The sequence below is a fragment of the Bacillus amyloliquefaciens DSM 7 = ATCC 23350 genome (assembly GCF_000196735.1).
GTDB classification, from domain to species: Bacteria; Bacillota; Bacilli; order Bacillales; family Bacillaceae; genus Bacillus; species Bacillus amyloliquefaciens.
This window is the reverse complement of record NC_014551.1, coordinates 3,809,035-3,827,338: the sequence shown is the minus strand read 5'-3', so window position 1 is coordinate 3,827,338 and position 18,304 is coordinate 3,809,035. Positions and strand designations below refer to the sequence as shown.

Annotated in this window: 16 protein-coding genes; 8 read left to right on the top strand and 8 right to left on the bottom strand. The window is 48.1% G+C overall.

Going from position 1 to position 18,304, the window contains the following annotated elements:
* The first annotated feature begins 102 nt into the window (after positions 1-102).
* The 7 genes from BAMF_RS39650 (at position 103) to BAMF_RS39620 (ending at position 6,289) form a co-directional block, all read left to right on the top strand.
* Entirely contained in the window at positions 103-522 is a 420-nt protein-coding gene (locus BAMF_RS39650) for a lipocalin family protein (RefSeq protein ID WP_013354143.1), read from the top strand.
* Entirely contained in the window at positions 512-1,033 is a 522-nt protein-coding gene (locus tag BAMF_RS39645) for a hypothetical protein (RefSeq protein WP_013354142.1), read from the top strand. The genes BAMF_RS39650 and BAMF_RS39645 overlap by 11 nt, the downstream gene beginning before the upstream one ends.
* 69 nt (positions 1,034-1,102) lie before the next feature.
* Positions 1,103-1,915 carry a sugar-phosphatase gene (yidA, locus tag BAMF_RS39640; RefSeq protein WP_013354141.1) on the top strand — a complete coding sequence of 271 codons (813 nt, stop codon included), beginning with the start codon at positions 1,103-1,105 and terminating at the stop codon, positions 1,913-1,915.
* A 70-nt stretch (positions 1,916-1,985) separates the two neighbouring features.
* Positions 1,986-2,927: a sugar-binding transcriptional regulator gene (locus tag BAMF_RS39635; RefSeq protein WP_013354140.1), complete on the top strand. Its 942-nt coding sequence runs from the start codon at positions 1,986-1,988 to the stop codon at positions 2,925-2,927.
* 90 nt (positions 2,928-3,017) lie between these two features.
* Positions 3,018-3,686: a deoxyribose-phosphate aldolase gene (gene deoC, locus BAMF_RS39630; protein ID WP_004393277.1), complete on the top strand. Its 669-nt coding sequence runs from the start codon at positions 3,018-3,020 to the stop codon at positions 3,684-3,686.
* Positions 3,687-3,778: 92 nt separating this feature from the next.
* Positions 3,779-4,960, top strand: coding sequence for a NupC/NupG family nucleoside CNT transporter (locus tag BAMF_RS39625; protein ID WP_013354139.1), 1,182 nt, complete (start codon positions 3,779-3,781; stop codon positions 4,958-4,960).
* Between the two features lie 27 nt (positions 4,961-4,987).
* On the top strand, positions 4,988-6,289 hold the full coding sequence (locus BAMF_RS39620; protein WP_013354138.1) for a pyrimidine-nucleoside phosphorylase: 1,302 nt from the start codon (positions 4,988-4,990) through the stop codon (positions 6,287-6,289).
* 38 nt (positions 6,290-6,327) lie between these two features.
* Here the strand turns inward: BAMF_RS39620 and BAMF_RS39615 are convergent, their stop codons facing one another.
* From BAMF_RS39615 to hutP, 6 genes are all read right to left on the bottom strand, one after another.
* On the bottom strand, positions 6,328-7,746 hold the full coding sequence (locus BAMF_RS39615; RefSeq protein WP_013354137.1) for an amino acid permease: 1,419 nt from the start codon (positions 7,744-7,746) through the stop codon (positions 6,328-6,330).
* A 47-nt stretch (positions 7,747-7,793) separates the two neighbouring features.
* Positions 7,794-8,744: a formimidoylglutamase gene (gene hutG, locus BAMF_RS39610; RefSeq protein WP_013354136.1), complete on the bottom strand. Its 951-nt coding sequence runs from the start codon at positions 8,742-8,744 to the stop codon at positions 7,794-7,796.
* The gene (hutI, locus tag BAMF_RS39605; RefSeq protein ID WP_013354135.1) at positions 8,737-10,002 is read right to left on the bottom strand and encodes an imidazolonepropionase; all 1,266 of its coding nucleotides are present in this window, start codon (positions 10,000-10,002) and stop codon (positions 8,737-8,739) included. The genes hutG and hutI overlap by 8 nt, the downstream gene beginning before the upstream one ends.
* 1 nt (position 10,003) lies before the next feature.
* Positions 10,004-11,668 carry a urocanate hydratase gene (hutU, locus tag BAMF_RS39600; protein ID WP_013354134.1) on the bottom strand — a complete coding sequence of 555 codons (1,665 nt, stop codon included), beginning with the start codon at positions 11,666-11,668 and terminating at the stop codon, positions 10,004-10,006.
* Positions 11,665-13,203: a histidine ammonia-lyase gene (gene hutH, locus BAMF_RS39595; RefSeq protein ID WP_014472383.1), complete on the bottom strand. Its 1,539-nt coding sequence runs from the start codon at positions 13,201-13,203 to the stop codon at positions 11,665-11,667. Before hutH ends, hutU begins: the two co-directional genes overlap by 4 nt.
* A 112-nt stretch (positions 13,204-13,315) precedes the next feature.
* The gene (gene hutP / locus BAMF_RS39590; RefSeq protein WP_013354132.1) at positions 13,316-13,762 is read right to left on the bottom strand and encodes a hut operon transcriptional regulator HutP; all 447 of its coding nucleotides are present in this window, start codon (positions 13,760-13,762) and stop codon (positions 13,316-13,318) included.
* 241 nt (positions 13,763-14,003) lie between these two features.
* Here hutP and BAMF_RS39585 point away from each other — a divergent pair, with 241 nt between their 5' ends.
* The gene (locus BAMF_RS39585) at positions 14,004-15,410 is read left to right on the top strand and encodes a glycoside hydrolase family 43 protein (protein ID WP_013354131.1); all 1,407 of its coding nucleotides are present in this window, start codon (positions 14,004-14,006) and stop codon (positions 15,408-15,410) included.
* Between the two features lie 83 nt (positions 15,411-15,493).
* Here BAMF_RS39585 and BAMF_RS39580 read toward each other — a convergent pair whose 3' ends face one another.
* On the bottom strand, positions 15,494-17,305 hold the full coding sequence (locus BAMF_RS39580) for an AIPR family protein (RefSeq protein ID WP_013354130.1): 1,812 nt from the start codon (positions 17,303-17,305) through the stop codon (positions 15,494-15,496).
* A gap of 8 nt (positions 17,306-17,313) precedes the next feature.
* Positions 17,314-18,303, bottom strand: a complete 990-nt coding sequence (locus BAMF_RS39575; protein WP_013354129.1) for a PD-(D/E)XK motif protein — start codon at positions 18,301-18,303, stop codon at positions 17,314-17,316.
* Position 18,304 lies beyond the last annotated feature (1 nt).

The window sequence follows — 18,304 nt, the reverse complement described above, 5'->3', positions numbered from 1 at the left end:
CTCCTTATCTAGTGAAGTCTTTATACACTATGTAGTCAATTGCACAGTGCCACGGCACCCGCCTAACTTACAGGCGTAAAAAAGCTTCGAAGGAAGGTGATCATGTTGCGGAATATACGGATTTTTATCATGCCGATTCTTGTTTTCGGATGCGTCATGATGACGGGCTGCCAGCTAAAGAAAGCAGACGATACCCCTTTTTATTACGGGACATGGGATGCAGGGCTTGAGCCGGGACCGATGGACGGGGTCAGATCTGAAACCGTCACGTTTACGAAAGACAGAGTCCTGACAAAGCAGGTCATCAAAGGCCGCGGCGAGGTTGACATGCCCTCAGATGCTTACAAGGTGATATCACAAAACACGGACGGAACGATCGAAATTGAATACCTCGGACATCCGCATCCCGTCAAAAGCACGTTGAAAAGAGGAAAAAATAATACGCTCATTTGGAAGATATACGGAGGAACAAAAACAATGACAAGAATAAAAACCGGCGGGGAGGATGCACATGCGAAATAAGGCTGCCGACAGACTCGTTTTGACGGGTGTCATCGTACATATCATTCAATGGTTTTCAGTGTTATGGTTATTCTTTATGCTTTTAGACCAGTTTGGGCATTTTACTATTTATAATCCCAATGTCGTAAACGGCAGCATGCAGTCATTTTCATTCTTTGATATGATGCGCGCTCTTCTGTTTTCCGGCACGCTGCGGAATACGCTGCTGCTGTTTTTATTCGCGGCACTGCTCATTTACTTATGGGTGAACGCTCTGTTTATCCTGTTAGAAATCGTTTCATATATCATGATCAGACGGAACAGCCGTTCATTGTGGGCATACTTTCCCGCAGCGATGGGAATAAAGCTTGCCCTTCTGGACATAGCGGCTGTCCCTTTCTTTGCGGCGGGGCTGATTCTCTTAAAGCAGAAAACAGAGAACGGCGAACAAGCCGACAAGAGGAAAAGACGGCCGCGTATCCGGAAACAAGCCCGGTATATGAAGAGAAGGCGGAGAAATCCGTCCGTTTGATTTTTCATTGAAAAGAAAAAACGATATGATGAAAGTATAAGAAGAAAAGGATCACAAAGGAGATGCAGGATGTACAAGTTAATCGCAATAGATATGGACGGAACACTATTAAACGATCATCATGAAGTAACGGCTGAAGTCCGCGGGGCGCTTGATGCCGCCAAAGCGGAAGGGGTCAATATCGTCCTGTGCACGGGACGGCCGATCGGCGGCGTGCGGCGGTATTTGGAAGAGCTGAATTTACAGGAAGAAGGCGACTTTGTGATTGCTTATAACGGCGCCCTCGTCCAAAATACGTATACAAACGGTGTCGTGGCCGAGCAGTCATTAGGCTTTGAAGATTTAGAGGCGCTTCACGAGCTGAGCTTACAGCTGGATACCCCGATGCATTACTTTGACACAGCCAATCTGTACACGCCGAACCGGGATATCAGTGAATACACGGTATACGAATCATACATTACAAAAGTGCCGCTTCATTTCCGCACGATCGATGAGGTGCCGAAGGATATTCTCATTCCGAAAATCATGTTCATCGACGATCCGGACAAGCTGGAGAAAACGATCGCTTCCATTCCGGAATCATTCAAGGAAAAATACACAATGGTCAAAAGCGCGCCGTTCTTCCATGAGATTCTTCACCCTGAAGTGAGTAAAGGAAACGCGGTCAAGCTGCTGGCTGAAAAACTTGGCATTGAACAAAAAGATGTCATGGCAATCGGCGATAACGGCAACGACATGTCCATGATTCAGTGGGCCGGCTGCGGTGTGGCAATGGCCAATGCCATCCCGGAAGTAAGGGACATTGCAAATTTTGAAACAAAATCAAACAACGAACACGGCGTAGCGCATGCGATTCAGGAGCTTGTGCTGAAAAAATAGGCACCCCATCAGAGGGTGCTTTTTTACCGTGTGTTTTGGTGATATGATAAGCGGAGAGGGGAGGCGCGATATGGATCGTGAAAAACAGCAGCTCAGCATAGAAGCGGCAAAATTATATTATCAATCAGATTACAGCCAGCAGCAGATCGCCGAGCGGCTTAATCTGTCACGCCCCACCGTTTCAAGGCTGCTTCAGTACGCAAAGGAAAAAGGATATGTCCAAATTCGCGTCATGGATCCGTTTGAGGATTTGGATGAACTCGGCGCGAAGCTGGAAGAAAAATACGGGCTGCTTGAGGCGCACGTCGTCTTTTCTCCAAGTGACGATTACCCGGCCATTACACATTACTTAAGCCGCTATGGCGCAGACTATATGCATAAAACCGTAAAGGACGGCGATATACTCGGCGTAAGCTGGGGGACGACGATGTACCAGATCGCAAGCCGTATGGAACCGAAGCAGGTAAAGAGCGTTGAAGTCGTGCAGCTGAAAGGCGGCATCAGCCATTCCAACGTCAATACGTATTCGTCTGAGACAATTCAGCTGTTCGCCGAAGCATTTCAGACCATGCCGAGGTATTTGCCGCTGCCTGTTATATTTGACAGCGCCGATGTGAAACAGATGGTCGAGCGGGACAGACATATTAAGCGGATCATTGAAATGGGCAGACAAGCCAATATCGCCCTGTTTACGGTGGGAACCGTCCGGGATGAGGCGCTGCTTTTCAGACTCGGCTATTTCCGGGAAGAAGAAAAACAATTGCTGAAAGCGCGCGGAGTCGGCGATATTTGTTCGCGCTTTTTTGACGCGGAAGGCAGGATTTGCAGCAGCAGCATTAACGGCCGGACCATCGGAGTGGAGCTCAGCGACTTGAAAATGAAAGAGCGTTCCATTTTGGTGGCGGGCGGCAGCAGAAAATGCAAGGCCATTCACGGTGCCCTGACAGGTAAATACGCAAACGTGTTGATTACCGATCAGCATACGGCCAAGAAACTCGTTCAAGAATTGTGACAATTAATGAACATAATTTCAATTACCAATTTACATATGTTCAAAATTCGGTTATTCTAAACGTATCCTAGGAAAAAGGAAGTGCATACAATGTCAATTGCAAGTCAAATAGACCATACTGCTTTGAAACCGCATACACAAAAAGCGGATATATTACAACTGATAAAAGAAGCAAAAGAATATAAATTCGCTTCCGTTTGTGTGAACCCGACTTGGGTCAAACTCGCAGCGGAGGAGCTGAAGGGTACGGGAGTTGACGTTTGCACCGTTATCGGGTTTCCTCTCGGCGCAACGACTTCGGAAACAAAAGCATTTGAAACGAAGGATGCCATCTCAAAAGGAGCCACTGAGGTTGACATGGTCATCAATATCGGCGCATTAAAAGACGGCGATGATGAAGCGGTTGAGGCTGATATCCGCGCGGTGGTTGAAGCAGCCGATAAAAAAGCGCTCGTCAAAGTGATCATTGAAACATGTCTTTTGACAGATGAAGAAAAAGAGCGCGCATGCCGCTTAGCGGTATCCGCGGGCGCAGACTTCGTCAAAACGTCTACCGGTTTCTCTACAGGCGGGGCAACGGCTGAAGATATCGCTCTTATGAGAAAAACAGTCGGACCGGACATCGGGGTCAAAGCATCAGGCGGCATCAGAACAAAAGCTGATGTTGACAGCATGATTGCTGCGGGCGCAAGCCGGATCGGCGCAAGCGCCGGCGTCTCTATCGTGAGCGGCGGAGACAGCGGCAGCAGCGACTATTAAGCAGCAGTGCGGAAGCCGAAAGCTTCCGCAATCCTCTTTCTTTGTTGATGCATAAAAAATTGTAAGCGAATACAAACAAAAGGAGAACACATATGAAGTATTTCATCGGAATTATCGGAATCATTGTGTTTTTAGGTCTTGCCTGGCTCGCCAGCAACGGCAAAAAAAGAATCAGAATCCGGCCGATCGCCGTCATGCTCGTTTTGCAGCTGATTCTCGGTTACATTCTCCTCAATACCGGGATCGGGAATTTTCTTGTCGGCGGATTTGCCAAAGGATTTAACTACTTGCTGGAATATGCATCAGAAGGGATTAACTTTGTATTCGGCGGACTTGTGAATGCGAAACAGACGACATTCTTCATGAGCGTGCTCCTGCCGATCGTCTTTATATCCGCTTTAATCGGAATATTGCAGCATTGGAAGGTTCTCCCTTTCATCACGAAGTATATCGGTCTTGCATTAAGCAAGGTGAACGGAATGGGGAAAATCGAATCTTACAACGCTGTCGCATCCGCGATTTTGGGTCAGTCGGAAGTTTTTATCAGCTTGAAAAAACAGCTCGGCTATCTTACTGAACAGCGCTTATACACGCTTTGCGCATCCGCAATGTCGACGGTCTCAATGTCAATCGTCGGTTCTTACATGATGATGCTGAAGCCTGAATACGTCGTGACGGCGCTTGTGCTGAACTTATTCGGCGGATTTATCATTGCTTCTATCATCAACCCGTACACCGTCAGCAAAGATGAGGATTTGATCGTTGTTCCTGAAGAAGAAAAACAATCCTTTTTCGAAGTGCTCGGTGAGTATATAATGGATGGATTCAGAGTCGCCGTTGTCGTAGCGGCGATGCTGATCGGATTTGTCGCACTCATTGCCCTGGTCAATGGCGTTTTTAACGCGGTCTTCGGCATTACATTCCAGGCGCTGCTCGGCTATGTATTTGCGCCATTCGCGTTTTTAACCGGTATTCCGTGGAATGAAGCGGTGAGTGCCGGAAGCATTATGGCGACGAAAATGGTATCGAATGAATTTGTGGCGATGCAGACGCTCTCATCCGGCGATTTCCATTTCAGTGCGCATACTCAGGCAGTGGTATCTGTATTCCTTGTCTCATTTGCGAATTTCTCTTCTATCGGAATCATTACGGGTGCGGTGAAAGGGCTGCATGAAAAACAAGGAAACGTCGTCGCGCGGTTCGGGCTGAAGCTGCTGTACGGGGCAACGCTCGTCAGCTTCCTGACAGCGGCGATCGTGGGATTGATTCACTGAACATAATTGAAGGACAGGTGATATATCATGAGAATGGTAGATCTTATTGTAAAAAAACAAAACGGTAAAGAACTGACAACAGAAGAAATTCAATTTTTTGTAAAGGGATATACGGACGGAAGCATTCCTGATTATCAGGCAAGCGCGCTGGCTATGGCGATTTACTTTCAGGATATGACGGATCAGGAGCGCGCCGATCTGACAATGGCGATGGTGAATTCAGGGGAAACGATTGATCTCTCCGCCATCGAGGGCATTAAGGTCGACAAACACTCTACGGGCGGAGTCGGCGACACAACAACTCTCGTACTCGCACCGCTTGTCGCGGCGCTCGGCGTTCCCGTCGCTAAAATGTCCGGCCGCGGCCTTGGCCATACGGGAGGAACCATTGATAAACTGGAAGCGATCGAAGGCTTTCACGTGGAATTGTCAAAAGATGAATTCATCAAGCTAGTGAACCGTGACAAGGTAGCCGTCATCGGACAAAGCGGCAACTTGACGCCCGCCGATAAAAAGCTGTATGCCCTTCGTGATGTAACGGGTACGGTAAACTCCATCCCGCTGATCGCAAGCTCAATTATGAGTAAAAAAATCGCTGCCGGAGCAGATGCCATCGTGTTTGACGTCAAAACGGGAGCCGGCGCGTTTATGAAGACGGATGAAGACGCCGTGAACCTCGCCAAAGCAATGGTCCGTATCGGAAACAACGTCGGCCGCCAAACGATGGCTGTTATTTCTGACATGTCGCAGCCGCTCGGTTTTGCGATCGGAAACGCCTTGGAAGTTCAAGAAGCCATTGATACGTTAAGAGGGGAAGGCCCTGAAGACTTAAACGAACTCGTCCTCACGCTCGGCAGTCAAATGGTCGTTCTGGCGAAAAAAGCCGAGACATTGGAAGAAGCGAGAACGAAGCTGCAGGAAGTCATGAAAAACGGCAAAGCGCTTGAAAAGTTCAAAGAGTTCCTGAGCAATCAGGGAGGGGACGCTTCCGTCGTTGACGATCCGTCCAAACTTCCGCAGGCGGCGTACAAAATTGACGTCCCGGCAAAAGAAGCGGGTGTCGTTTCAGAAATCGTCGCTGACGAAATCGGCGTCGCAGCGATGCTGTTAGGCGCGGGACGTGCGACAAAAGAGGACGAAATCGACCTTGCCGTCGGTATCATGCTCCGCAAAAAAGTCGGTGACAAAGTCGAAAAAGGAGAGCCGCTCGTCACCCTTTACGCCAACCGCGAAAACGTTGACGACGTGACCTCCAAAGTCTATGACAACATCCGCATCTCAGAAAAAGCGGAAGCGCCGAAGCTGATTCATACGCTGATTACGGAATAAGAAAAGAAAGGCACATACCTCATCAGTATGTGCCTTTTTTATGGCATGGTTTTATCCAAATGAATGTCACGGACGGGCTGTTTCGGCTGTTTTCTTCTCAAAAAACGAATGAGGTAGCACAAGATCATACATGGAACTCCGCAGAAGAGGGCGATTCTTTGATTGGGATCAAATGCAAGGCCTACGCATGAAGCGAAACACAAGATCATGGCAGCGATCGGAACGAGAGGGTATAACGGCGTGCGGAAGGTCAGATCCGTGAGACGGCCGCCGTTTTTTACATAATGTTTTCGAAATAACAGCTGAGACAGGGCGATGCTCATCCACACCACGACGCCTGCAAATCCGGCTATTGCCACAAGCACCACGTAGACCGTTCCCGGGGCGGCGATGCTTGAGATCAAGGATATGCAGGAAACGGCCATGCTGGCGAGCAAGGCGTTCAGCGGAATGCCTTTAGGCGTGACTTTTTTGAACCGGGCGCTGATCATGTTTTCATTAGCAAGTGACCACAGCATCCGGGTGGAAGCGTACAGTCCAGAATTGGCGACAGAAAGCAAAGCCGTTAAAATCACGAAGTTCATGATATCCGCGGCGTAAGGGATTCCGATCTGAGAAAAGACCGCGACAAACGGGCTTTCAATCACACCTGCTTCCTTCCATGAGATCAGTCCGGACAGCACAAAAATGGCGCCGATAAAAAAGATGACCGTTCTCCAGGCGACATTTCGGATCGAACGCGGAATATCTTTTTCCGGATTGGCGGTTTCACCCGCGGTAATGCCGATCAGCTCCGTCCCTGAAAAGGCGAAGCTTACGGAAATCATTGCGATGAAAACCGCAAGAAAGCCATTCGGAAACAGTCCGCCGTGTGAGGTGAAATTTGACAGCATCGGAGCTTCCGCCGAACCGTGCAACGAAATCAGGCCGAACATCGCGGCGCCGCCTAAGATGATAAATAAAAGGATGGTAACGATTTTGACGCTGGAAAACCAAAACTCCGTTTCTGCAAACAGTTTAACGGAGAATGCATTGGCGGCAAAAAGAAGGGCCGCGAAAATCGCGCTCCACATCCAGACGCTGCTGTGGGGAAACCAGCGCTGCATAAGAATACCCGAAGCTGTAAATTCTGAGCCTACCGTCACCACCCAATTCACCCAATACATGATACCGACCATAAAGCCCGTAGACGGCCCGATAAACGTTGTCGCATACGTTTGAAAAGAACCGGTCACAGGCATGGCTACTGACAATTCTCCGAGACACTGCATGACAAGATACATCATCAAGCCGCCGATTAAGTAGGCGGCGATCGTCCCGCCCGGCCCGGCCTGGCTTAACGTATACCCTGTGCTCAAAAAAAGCCCCGTGCCGATGACGCCCCCTAATGAAATCATAAATAAGTGCCTGCTTTTCATCGTGCGCTTCAATTGACTGCCGCCTTTATCAACATCCATTGTGATCTCCCCCTTTTTTCGTGGCATGAGAATACGCCGGTAGCCTGTTAACGTGACTGTTTAAATCCCTTTAATGCATGTAAGATCACGTGTGCGGCTGCCCGGCTTGTCATATCGCGAAAATCAAGTGTCGGATCAACCTCAACGATCTCAATACCGGAGATGTCAGCCTCCTGCGCTAAAAATCTGACCGCCTGAAGCAGTTCCTCGGTATACAGGCCTCCGGGGCCGATCGCAGGACAGCCTGGCGCATGGGCTTGATCCAGCACATCCATATCAACCGAAATGAAAATGGAATCCGCTCTTTTTTGAACGGCCGGCAAGGCGTCTTGTATCGTTCGGAGAAGCCCTTTCTCCCGGATCATTTCCATTGTATGCACTTCTGCCTGCCGATCTTTTACATATTCTTCATATGCCAAGCTGTTGCTGAACTCTCTGATTCCAAGCTGAATCAGGTTTTGGCCGCTTATGATGTTATCATCTAACAGCCGGCGGAATGGGGTGCCGTTTGTCGGCCCTCCGTCTTCTGTGTTGCGGACGTCGTGGTGGGCGTCGAATTGAAAGACGGCCGCTGTTCCTTTCGTTTCCGCAATGGCTTTGATGGTGGAATAACTGATGGAGTTGTCGCCCCCGAGAATGACGGGCACCCAGTCAGGCTGGTCCGCCAGAATGCCATGAATGGTCTGATAAATGTGCTCATGAGATTTGACGATATCGGTGACATGAATCTGAATATCGCCGGCATCGTATAAATGGTCAATGACATGCTCCCGCAGCTCCGCGGAATAAGCGGAAATGCCGCCGAGCGCCTTGCGGATCGCACCGGGAGCAAAGCAGGCGCCGGAATGGCTGATTGACGACTTAGAAAGCGGAGCGCCGATCAAAGCCGGCCCTTTGAGCGGCTGGCCCGCCCACGCTTCCGTCACATCGCCGATCCTTGTCACATGCCGGTCGTTGAAGAGCGAGCCGGCTTTTTGCAAAAACGGATACTTATCCAAGAGCGGCTCCCTCCCTTGAAATGACCGTCTTTCCGTTCTTGATGACACGGTGCACATGATTGACGCCGTAATGATACGGAATATACATATAGTTCGGCGCTTCCCAAATGACAATGTCAGCCAGCCGGCCGGCTTTAATTTGTCCGGCCTCTTCGCCTTTCCCGATCGCATAAGCGGCGTTAACGGTGACGGCGTGCCAGATTTCTTCTGCGGTCATTTTTAAATGAAGTGCGGCAATCGACATGATGAGCTGGAGGTTTTCCGTCGGTGAGCTGCCCGGATTGAAGTCAGTCGCCAAACTGACCCGCACGCCCGCATCAATCATCTCACGGGCTCTGGCATAGGTGTGTTTGCCAAGATAGAAAGTTGTGCCCGGCAGCAGGACGGCGATCGTCCCGGACTCTGCAAGCTTGCGGATGCCTTCGTCAGATGCCCCCACCAGATGATCGGCTGAAACTGCGTCCAGCTCTGCCGCCAATTCCGCGCCGCCGAGCGGGTCAATCTCATCAGCATGGATTTTCAGGCCGAAGCCCGCTTCAGCCGCTTTTTGCAGGTAGTCCCGCGACTGGCTGACGGTAAAGACGCCTGTTTCCGTGAAAATATCGGCAAATTGCGCGAGGCCTTTTTCTTTTATTTCAGGTAAAAGCTGCAGCATACGATCCAGGAATTCGTCAGGGCTGTTCCGGTACTCAGGCGGAATGGCATGTGCTCCCATAAAGGTCGTGACAAGGTCGACCGGCTGGCGCTCACCCAGTTTTTTCGCCGCGGTCAGCTGTTTCAGTTCAGTGTCTTTGTCGAGTCCGTATCCGCTTTTTACTTCCGCCGTCGTGATGCCGTATGACAGCATGCGTCCGAGGTGAAAAAGCCCTTTTTCAATCAGTTCTTCTTCGGAAGCGGCTTTCGTATCTGTGACCGTTGACAAAATGCCGCCGCCTTGCGCCAAAATATCCAAATAGGATATACCCTGAATTTTTAAATTCAATTCCTTTTCGCGGGAGCCGCCGAATACAAGATGGGTATGGGGATCGACGAGGCCGGGGGTGACGAGCCTTCCCCCACAGTCGATCATGTCTCTTGCCTCGTATCCTTCCTCCGCTCCTTTATGTCCGGCAAAAACAATGTGCCCGTCGTGAATGCCGATAACGGCATCTTCCGTGACTTGAAGATCCTGCATGCTTCCGCCTGCGCGGGGGCCGCCGGATTCCATCGTTAACAGCTGGCCGATGTTGGTGAGAATCGTATCAATCTGTTTCGGCATGTTACCGCTCCTTTTTCATCGGTATCATAATGTCTTGTTCCTCGGCGACTTGAGCCGCTTTTTCATATCCCGCGTCCGCATGGCGGATAATACCCATTCCCGGATCGCTTGTCAGAACCCGGGCAAGCCGTTCTTCCGCAAGCCGGGTGCCGTCAGCGACCGCAACCATTCCCGCGTGAAGGGAATACCCCATGCCGACGCCCCCGCCGTGGTGGAAAGAAACCCAGCTTGCGCCTGAGGCCGTGTTGACAAGCGCGTTCAGCACCGCCCAATCGCCGACTGCGTCACTTCCGTCTTTCATCGCTTCTGTTTCACGGTTCGGGGAGGCGACTGATCCGCAGTCCAAATGGTCTCTTCCGATGACGATCGGGGCTTTCAGCTCGCCGTTTCTGACCAATTCATTGATGGCGAGGCCCATCTTTTCCCGTTCGCCATAGCCAAGCCAGCAAATGCGGGACGGCAGGCCTTGGAATGTGACTTTTTTCTGCGCCATGTCAATCCAGCGGTGCAGAGCTTTATTTTCGGGAAACAGCTCTTTTAATAAAGCGTCCGTGCGGTAAATATCTTCTGGGTCCCCAGACAGCGCGGCCCAGCGGAACGGCCCTTTTCCTTCACAAAATAAAGGCCGGATGTAGGCGGGGACGAATCCCGGAAAATCAAAAGCATCGGCGAGGCCTTCATCTTTGGCAGCCTGGCGGATATTGTTGCCGTAATCAAAGACGATGGCCCCTTTTTTCTTGAAAGCAAGCATGGCTTCCACATGCTTTTTCATACTCTGTTTAGAGAGTCTCACGTATAATTCGGGCTGCTCCCGGCGCAGACGGTCGGCCTCTTCAAGTGAGTATCCGGCCGGAATATAGCCGATCAGCGGGTCATGGGCGGAAGTCTGATCGGTCACGATGTCAATATGGACTCCGCGGCTCAGAAGCTCATGATGCACCTCTGCCGCATTGCCGAGAAGGCCGATGGACAAAGGCTTTCCGGCTTGTTTGGCTGACTCGGCCCAGCGCAGCGCTTCGTCAATGGACGCCGTTTTCCGGTCGCAATAGTTTGTTTCAATCCGCTTATCGATCCGTTTTTCATCCGCTTCAACGGCGATGACGACGCCATCATTCATCGTGACGGACAGCGGCTGTGCGCCGCCCATTCCGCCAAGTCCGGCTGTCAGCGTAACGGTTCCTTTCAGACTGCCGCCGAAATGCTGTCTCGCAAGTTCTGCAAAGGTTTCATAAGTGCCCTGCAAAATACCTTGGGAGCCGATATAAATCCAGCTGCCGGCCGTCATTTGCCCGTACATCATCAGCCCTTTTTTCTCAAGGTCATGGAAATGCTCCCAATCCGCCCATTTCGGCACGAGAACCGAATTGGCCAAAAGGACGCGGGGCGCGCGGCTGTGCGTGCGGAACAGTCCGACCGGTTTCCCGGATTGAATCAGCAGTGTTTCATCATCTTTTAACGTTTTGAGGGAGCGCTCAATCGCGTGAAAAGCATCCCAGTTTCGCGCGGCCTTGCCTATGCCGCCGTATACGATCAGATCCTCCGGCTTTTCGGCAACCTCCGGGTCAAGGTTGTTTCGGAGCATGCGGAGCACAGCTTCCTGTTCCCATCCTAAGCATTCAAGTTCGGTGCCGCGGCTGGCGCGGATTGATTTCTTTACTTCAGTCATCTTGTAAGTCCCCCTTCATTGGTCATCAGTTTTTGGTGATGCTCATTCGACAGAAAAGACTCTTTCTTCAGCCAGTCACTCAGATGCTCGATATCATAAGAAAACACGCGGTCTTCTTGTATGGACGGAACGATGTTTCTCATTTCGAGATAGAGCTGCTTTGTGTACGAAGCGCAATGTTCTGCGCCACGGTATTCCACGGCTTGCAGCGCGCAAATGGCTTCAACGGCAAGCACCCGTCTCGTATTCGCGATGATCTGGTAGGCGTGCCTTGAGGCGATGGTCCCCATGCTGACGTGATCCTCCTGGTTTGCCGACGAAGGGATCGAATCGACACTGGCGGGATGGGCCAGGGTTTTATTTTCCGACACGAGGGAGGCCGCCGCATATTGCATGATCATCGCTCCGGACTGTAAGCCGGGCTGAGGGCTCAGAAAGGGCGGCAGGTCATTCAGCTGCGGGTTCACAAGCCGTTCGATACGCCGTTCAGAAATATTCGCAAGCTCGGCAGCCGCCACTTTGAGAAAATCCATGGCAAAGGCGATCGGCTGTCCGTGAAAGTTTCCGCCAGAGATGATTTTGGCGCCGTCCTCGAAAATGAGCGGGTTATCCGTCGCGGCATTCATCTCGATTTCTAATTTTTCTTTTACATACGCTAATGTCTGCCACGATGCGCCATGGACTTGAGGAATACAGCGGATCGAATAGGCGTCCTGGACACGCAGCTCTCCTTGGACAGTCGTCAGTTTGCTGTCAGACAGGTAATAGCGGATTCGTTCTGCAACATCCATTTGCTCCTGATAGCCGCGGGCGGCATGAATATCTTCGTCAAACGCATCCATGATGCCTTGAAGCCCTTCGATCGTTAAGCTCGCAATCCGTTCTGACTGATAGGCCAGCTTTTCCGCCTCGAGGTAAGCGATCAGCCCCATCGCGGTCATGGCCTGTGTTCCGTTGATCAGCGCGAGGCCTTCCTTAGAGGTCAGGACGACCGGCTGAAGATTTGCCTTTTCTAAAGCGTGCGCCGTCGGCATCTGGTCCCCTTCGTAAAAGACTTCGCCTTGACCGATGAGCGCCAGCGCGAGATGAGAAAGCGGCGCCAAATCTCCGCTTGCCCCCAGTGACCCTTGCTGCGGGATGACCGGATGAATGCGATGATTGAGATACGCGAGCAGCTGATCAATCAGCTCAGTCCGCACGCCGGAAAAGCCTTTCAGCAAGGCATTGGCGCGCAAAAGCAGCATGGCCCGTGATACAGATTCGGGAAACGGATCACCGACGCCGCACGCGTGGGAAAGAATCAGATTCAGCTGCAGATCAGCGGCGTCTTCCTTTTGAATCAGCACGTCGCTGAACTTGCCGAACCCCGTCGTGATCCCGTAAATGGTCTTTTCTTCTTGAACAATCCGTTCAACCGCAGCCCTGCTTTTTTTCACCCTTTCCATGCTTTCAGCAGATGCTTGAGCCTCTTCAAAATCAAATAAAACACGCTGGGCATCTGCGGTTGTCAGTGAGGAACCGTCTAACGTTACCATCATTTCAACCCCTTTTTCTTTACTTTGATAAAGCGCCCATACAAAAAGGAGCTATGCCATGAAAATGATTTTTCACGCATAGCCCCCTATCGTCTAAAATCTATGGGCTGATTCATATGTGATTAATTCCTACTCCGAATGTTTCGTGCTCAAGCCCCTTAATCGGAGCTCCGATCGTGCCGTAAAGTGAAACGGCGATCCAATCGCCTTCCGCCTCGCTTTCATAAGGGTTTCCCCGCAAAACGGCAAATTTAAGGCCGACGGTACGAAGCAGCGAGCCAAGCAGCATTTCGCCCCGCGTCACTCCATGCAAAGCTTCCATTGTGGCATGATAAAGCGCGTGTGATTCACGATAACCCTCTGATTGAATGACACCGCTCTTTTTGGAAGCGGTTTCAATTGCGGCTACCACTTTATGCGCATCCATCGAACCGACCCTGCCGAGACAGACTTTCCAGCCATCCCGTTCCAGCCGGCTGATCTGCTGGCTCTCTTCAGACTCATGAAGCAGAAGAAGGACGGACAATCGCCCGATGCGGCGGTCTTTGTGTAAGGTCATATATGCTTCACTCAATTCTTAAATATTCTGATAACTAGTAACTGTTTTTTATATTAAGTGTTTGCGAATCAGAAGTCAAAACTTTTTTTCCATTCTTTTGCAAATCAGATTATTATCGCAGTAAAGCGGTACATCACGAAGCCGGCGCTGTTGATCACATATTCCCGCCATCCCCATCATAAAATGGAACGTTGTCTTGAAAGCGTTTTTAAGAAAGAGGAGAGCGAGGAGATTTCAGAAAATGAAAACCAGTTTCTTTCGTGTGTGCCTGATTTCAGCAGCGGTCATCGGGTTCACCCTGCCGCAGGCAAAAGCCCAGCATCCGGTTTTTTCAGAGGTCAGCGTCCATGATCCGTCCGTTATCAAAACAGGCGATACGTATTATGTATTCGGCTCGCATTTGGCTTCCGCCAAGTCGAAAAACCTGATGCAGTGGCAGCAAATATCTTCAAGCGTCAATAACAATAATCCGCTGATCCCGAACGTCTATACTGAATTAAAAGAGACGTTCGACTGGGCCCAATCTGATACGCTGTGGGCGCCGGACGTCGCCCAGCTGGCTGACGGGAAATTTTACATGTACTACAACGCCTGTAAAGGGGACTCGCCGCGATCCGCTCTCGGTGTCGCCGTGAGTGACAAGATTGAAGGGCCCTACAAAAACAAAGGCATCTTTTTGAAATCGGGAATGGAAGGAAAAAGCGAGGACGGCACGACGTATCATGCAAACGTCCACCCGAACGTCGTAGACCCGCAAACGTTTTTTGACCATAAAGGCAAGCTCTGGATGGTGTACGGCTCTTACTCCGGCGGGATTTTTATACTAAAAATGAATCCGAAAACCGGCTTCCCCCTCCCGAACCAAGGCTACGGAAAAAAACTGCTCGGCGGAAATCACAGCCGGATCGAAGGCCCGTACATCAGCTACAATCCGGAAACGAAATATTACTATCTGTATCTGTCATTCGGCGGGCTTGACGCATCAGGCGGTTATAATATCCGTGCGGCCCGCTCCAAATATCCGGACGGACCGTATTATGACGCCGCAGGTCATAACATGCTTGACGCCAAAGGAAAAGACGGCAGCTTCTTCGATGACAAAGCAATTGAACCGTACGGGGTCAAACTCATGGGCAGCTATACCTTCGCCTCACAATCTGAAAAAGGCAAAGGCTACGTCTCACCGGGGCACAACTCCGTGTTTTACGACGGGAAAACGAAACGATCATACCTCATTTTCCACACCCGTTTCCCGAACAGAGGCGAGGAGCACGAAGTCAGAGTGCATGAGCTGTACATGAACAAAGACGGATGGCCGGCTGCAGCCCCGTACCGCTATGCGGGGGAACCGGATACACACATATCGGCAGCCGCCGCACCCGGAACCTACAAACTCATCCAGCACGGAAAAGACATCACAGCTGCCATCAAAACCCCAAAAACCATCCGGCTTAACAACGACGGCACCATTTCCGGGGAAATGACCGGAACCTGGACAATAACCGGCAGCAGCAAAGCCAAAAACAACCTGAACGGCACAAATTACGACGGCGTCTTCCTGAAAGAATGGGACTCAGCAAGAGAGAAAGAAGTCGTGACGTTTAGTGTGCTGAGCGGTGATGGGGAGGCTGTTTGGGGAGTGGAGTAGTTTAATCAGAGACGTTATTTAGAATAAAAAAACTCTTTTTCGTTGATATCTTCCTCACGTAAAAGAGTTTTTCAAATTGTTATCTATCTTAGATATTGTAGTGTGGACTTATGTTCCTTTTTGAATTCATCCCAACAGGCTTCTTGTTTAGCCCACTGTGTAACATTTCGTTCTCCAGCAGAATCCCTTAAATAATTTAAAGTAACATTCGCGATAGTTGCAATGATAGGGTTCCAAACATCTGATAATTTTTGGTTTTCCCAAACTTTAATTAGGCTTATTTGATCACCATATATTTCTTTTAGGATTGCTACGGAATAATAAACAACGTTAGCTCTATACCCTTTAAGTTTTTGTTCAGATACAATTTCATGTACTCGCATGTTAATAATAACTCGCGCTATTAATTTTTTATAATCATCAAGGCTTAAGCTTTTTCTACCATCTTCATTTTTTTCAGTTTTCCAATAAAGCGAATTGTGTTCCATAAATTCTTTAAAAGCTGCTTCCCCTCCTTTACTTGAAATGTGAGGGAAACCTTCCCAAGACATAAAATACTTTGCCAGGTCTACTTTGGAAAGCACTTTATCTGAAGGATTTTGTTTTTTGAAGTTATTTGATCCTTTATCTTTCTTGAATCTGTTAACATCAACCATATATTGGCCTCTAGTACGTTCAAAATACCATTTTTCACCCGCTTTACGTCCATCATGGACAGGTATCCATGTGCTTCTGGAGAACATTTCAATCTCTGACATAAATCGAGTGTTGGCTAGAAGATCCGACTTATTAATTTTGTTTTGAGTGTTGGCAAATTCCGATATTTTAGCAACCATGTTATCTTCTAATTTAATTCGCTCGTCTTCATTTTTACTGCTTACCTTCAATATTGTTAATTTAGTTTGTATGTAGACATCACTTAAATCAATACCTTCCAAGTAAGCTCGGTGAATAGAAGCCGTAGTCTGTCCGCCGTTTACAATCTGCCACCCATCAAGCCCTTTTATAGTATAGAGGTTGATGCCCTCAGCAGATTTTTCAATGTCTCCGCTTCTGGCCACAGAAGATATCCCATTGTTATAGGCTACAAACATTTTACGCTCCTCGGGATTTTTGAGTGTATCTCTAATTCCTCTATTTGTTTGTGCACGTGCCTGCAGGAAGGAACGAACGTTTCTTTCAACTAATTTTGGTCCCCAAAAATTGTAAATTTTAGCTAAAAGTTCTGCAGGGATAAAGCCAATATAACATTCAAAATTCTTAGCCTTATTGTCCGGTACATACATCATCTCAAAAGTTTCGTCAAACTGACTTTTAAAATCAATAAAAGTTAGCTGATCTCCATTATCGGCAGAGTACAGTTGATAAGCTCTTTCGACGTCCCATACATGAACATGCACTTCATTAATACCCGGTATGTTTAACTTGACCATTTTATTTGATCTGTAAAACCTGTTTGTTACAACTATAATATCAATATTATTTATATCATTCTCTATAATTGTTCTTGCGAGAGAATGGGATTCTTGAGACGGATCTATATTGTTAAAAAGCAATTTTGCATTTGTATAGAAACGTTTTGCTTTTTCAGCTATAGAATTTATTTCAGACATAGTTATAGTCAGCATCTCATCTTCACTTTGTTCACTATCATAATCTACTACATACAACTGAAGCCTGCTTTCCTCCTTAATGTTGGAATAAGCATTTACTAAAATTTTTTTATGTGTATTTTTATAGGGAGGATATAAAATATTAGGGTCATTTTCGCTATCAATGTACTTAAGCATTTCATTTAGAAAAACATTCTGGAAATTCCCTTCTTTTGCGGCTTTTTCTAGTACTATATTTAATAGATTACCTAAAAAATTTCTTTCTAGCTGTCGTTCCAACATATTAATATTCAGCTCCATTTTGTATTGTAGGCACGGTTTTCTTGTAATAAAAACTCTTCACAAGCTTTTAAATCTATAGAATAACTAACATGAGATACAGCAGAGTGAAGAGATTCCGGTAAAATACGGGGAAAATTCTCATTTGCATCATAGACTTCAACGCTGTTAATTGCAAAGAGATTCTCAGCATACTCCCCATCACGATAACCGGCTTTTATCAGTAGTTCATTAAATACCAGTAATATTTCTTGAGACATGCTTTCAATTAAGTCTCTAATAGTATTAACCATTGAATCGAGTGATGTACCATGGGTTTGGCTATTCTCAATAAAGCAAACATACAAGTATATAGATTGTACGGCCTCTGTTAAGGTTAGTTGCGTCTCATTGGAAATCTTCACTTTCTTACCTATTTTTTCTGTTACTGTTTTTATTTCAATACAGTGGTGTAACATATTAAAATCCAAACGACCTGTTAAGGGACCTTCCCAGCAATTTATTAAAGTTGGAGGAATTCCAGGGTTTTTTTCAATCCATTTTTTTATATAGTAAAGTTCGCCGAAAAGTCCTTTTTGTTGTTCCTCTGTTAATTTTTTATACCCACCTTTAGAAAAGAAAGCTTTCCACTTATCTAAAGTTCGATATAATAAAGGATATAATTCTTCTGTTTCAGCCTTTAAAGTGATTGTTTCTAGAATATTTTGTAAAACAGACACAAATACATCTGTGTCATACCCTTTTTCTTGGCTGATAGCTACAACATATTCGTTTTCAAAAGGTCCAATCTTAAAGTGGAAATCAAAGCTAATAGTCATGCCTTTCCACTTAGGTAAAGATATAATTTGTTCTTTTCCCCATGCTTTTTTACCAGCAGTAATAAATAAAATCCTTTGTTCTGAACTTGGATTGATTCCTGCAAAAACAGCAACAGGATCGACCAAAACAAGCCTTAGTTTTAATGGAGCAGGCTGAACAGGATGCATTGATTCATTAAACATT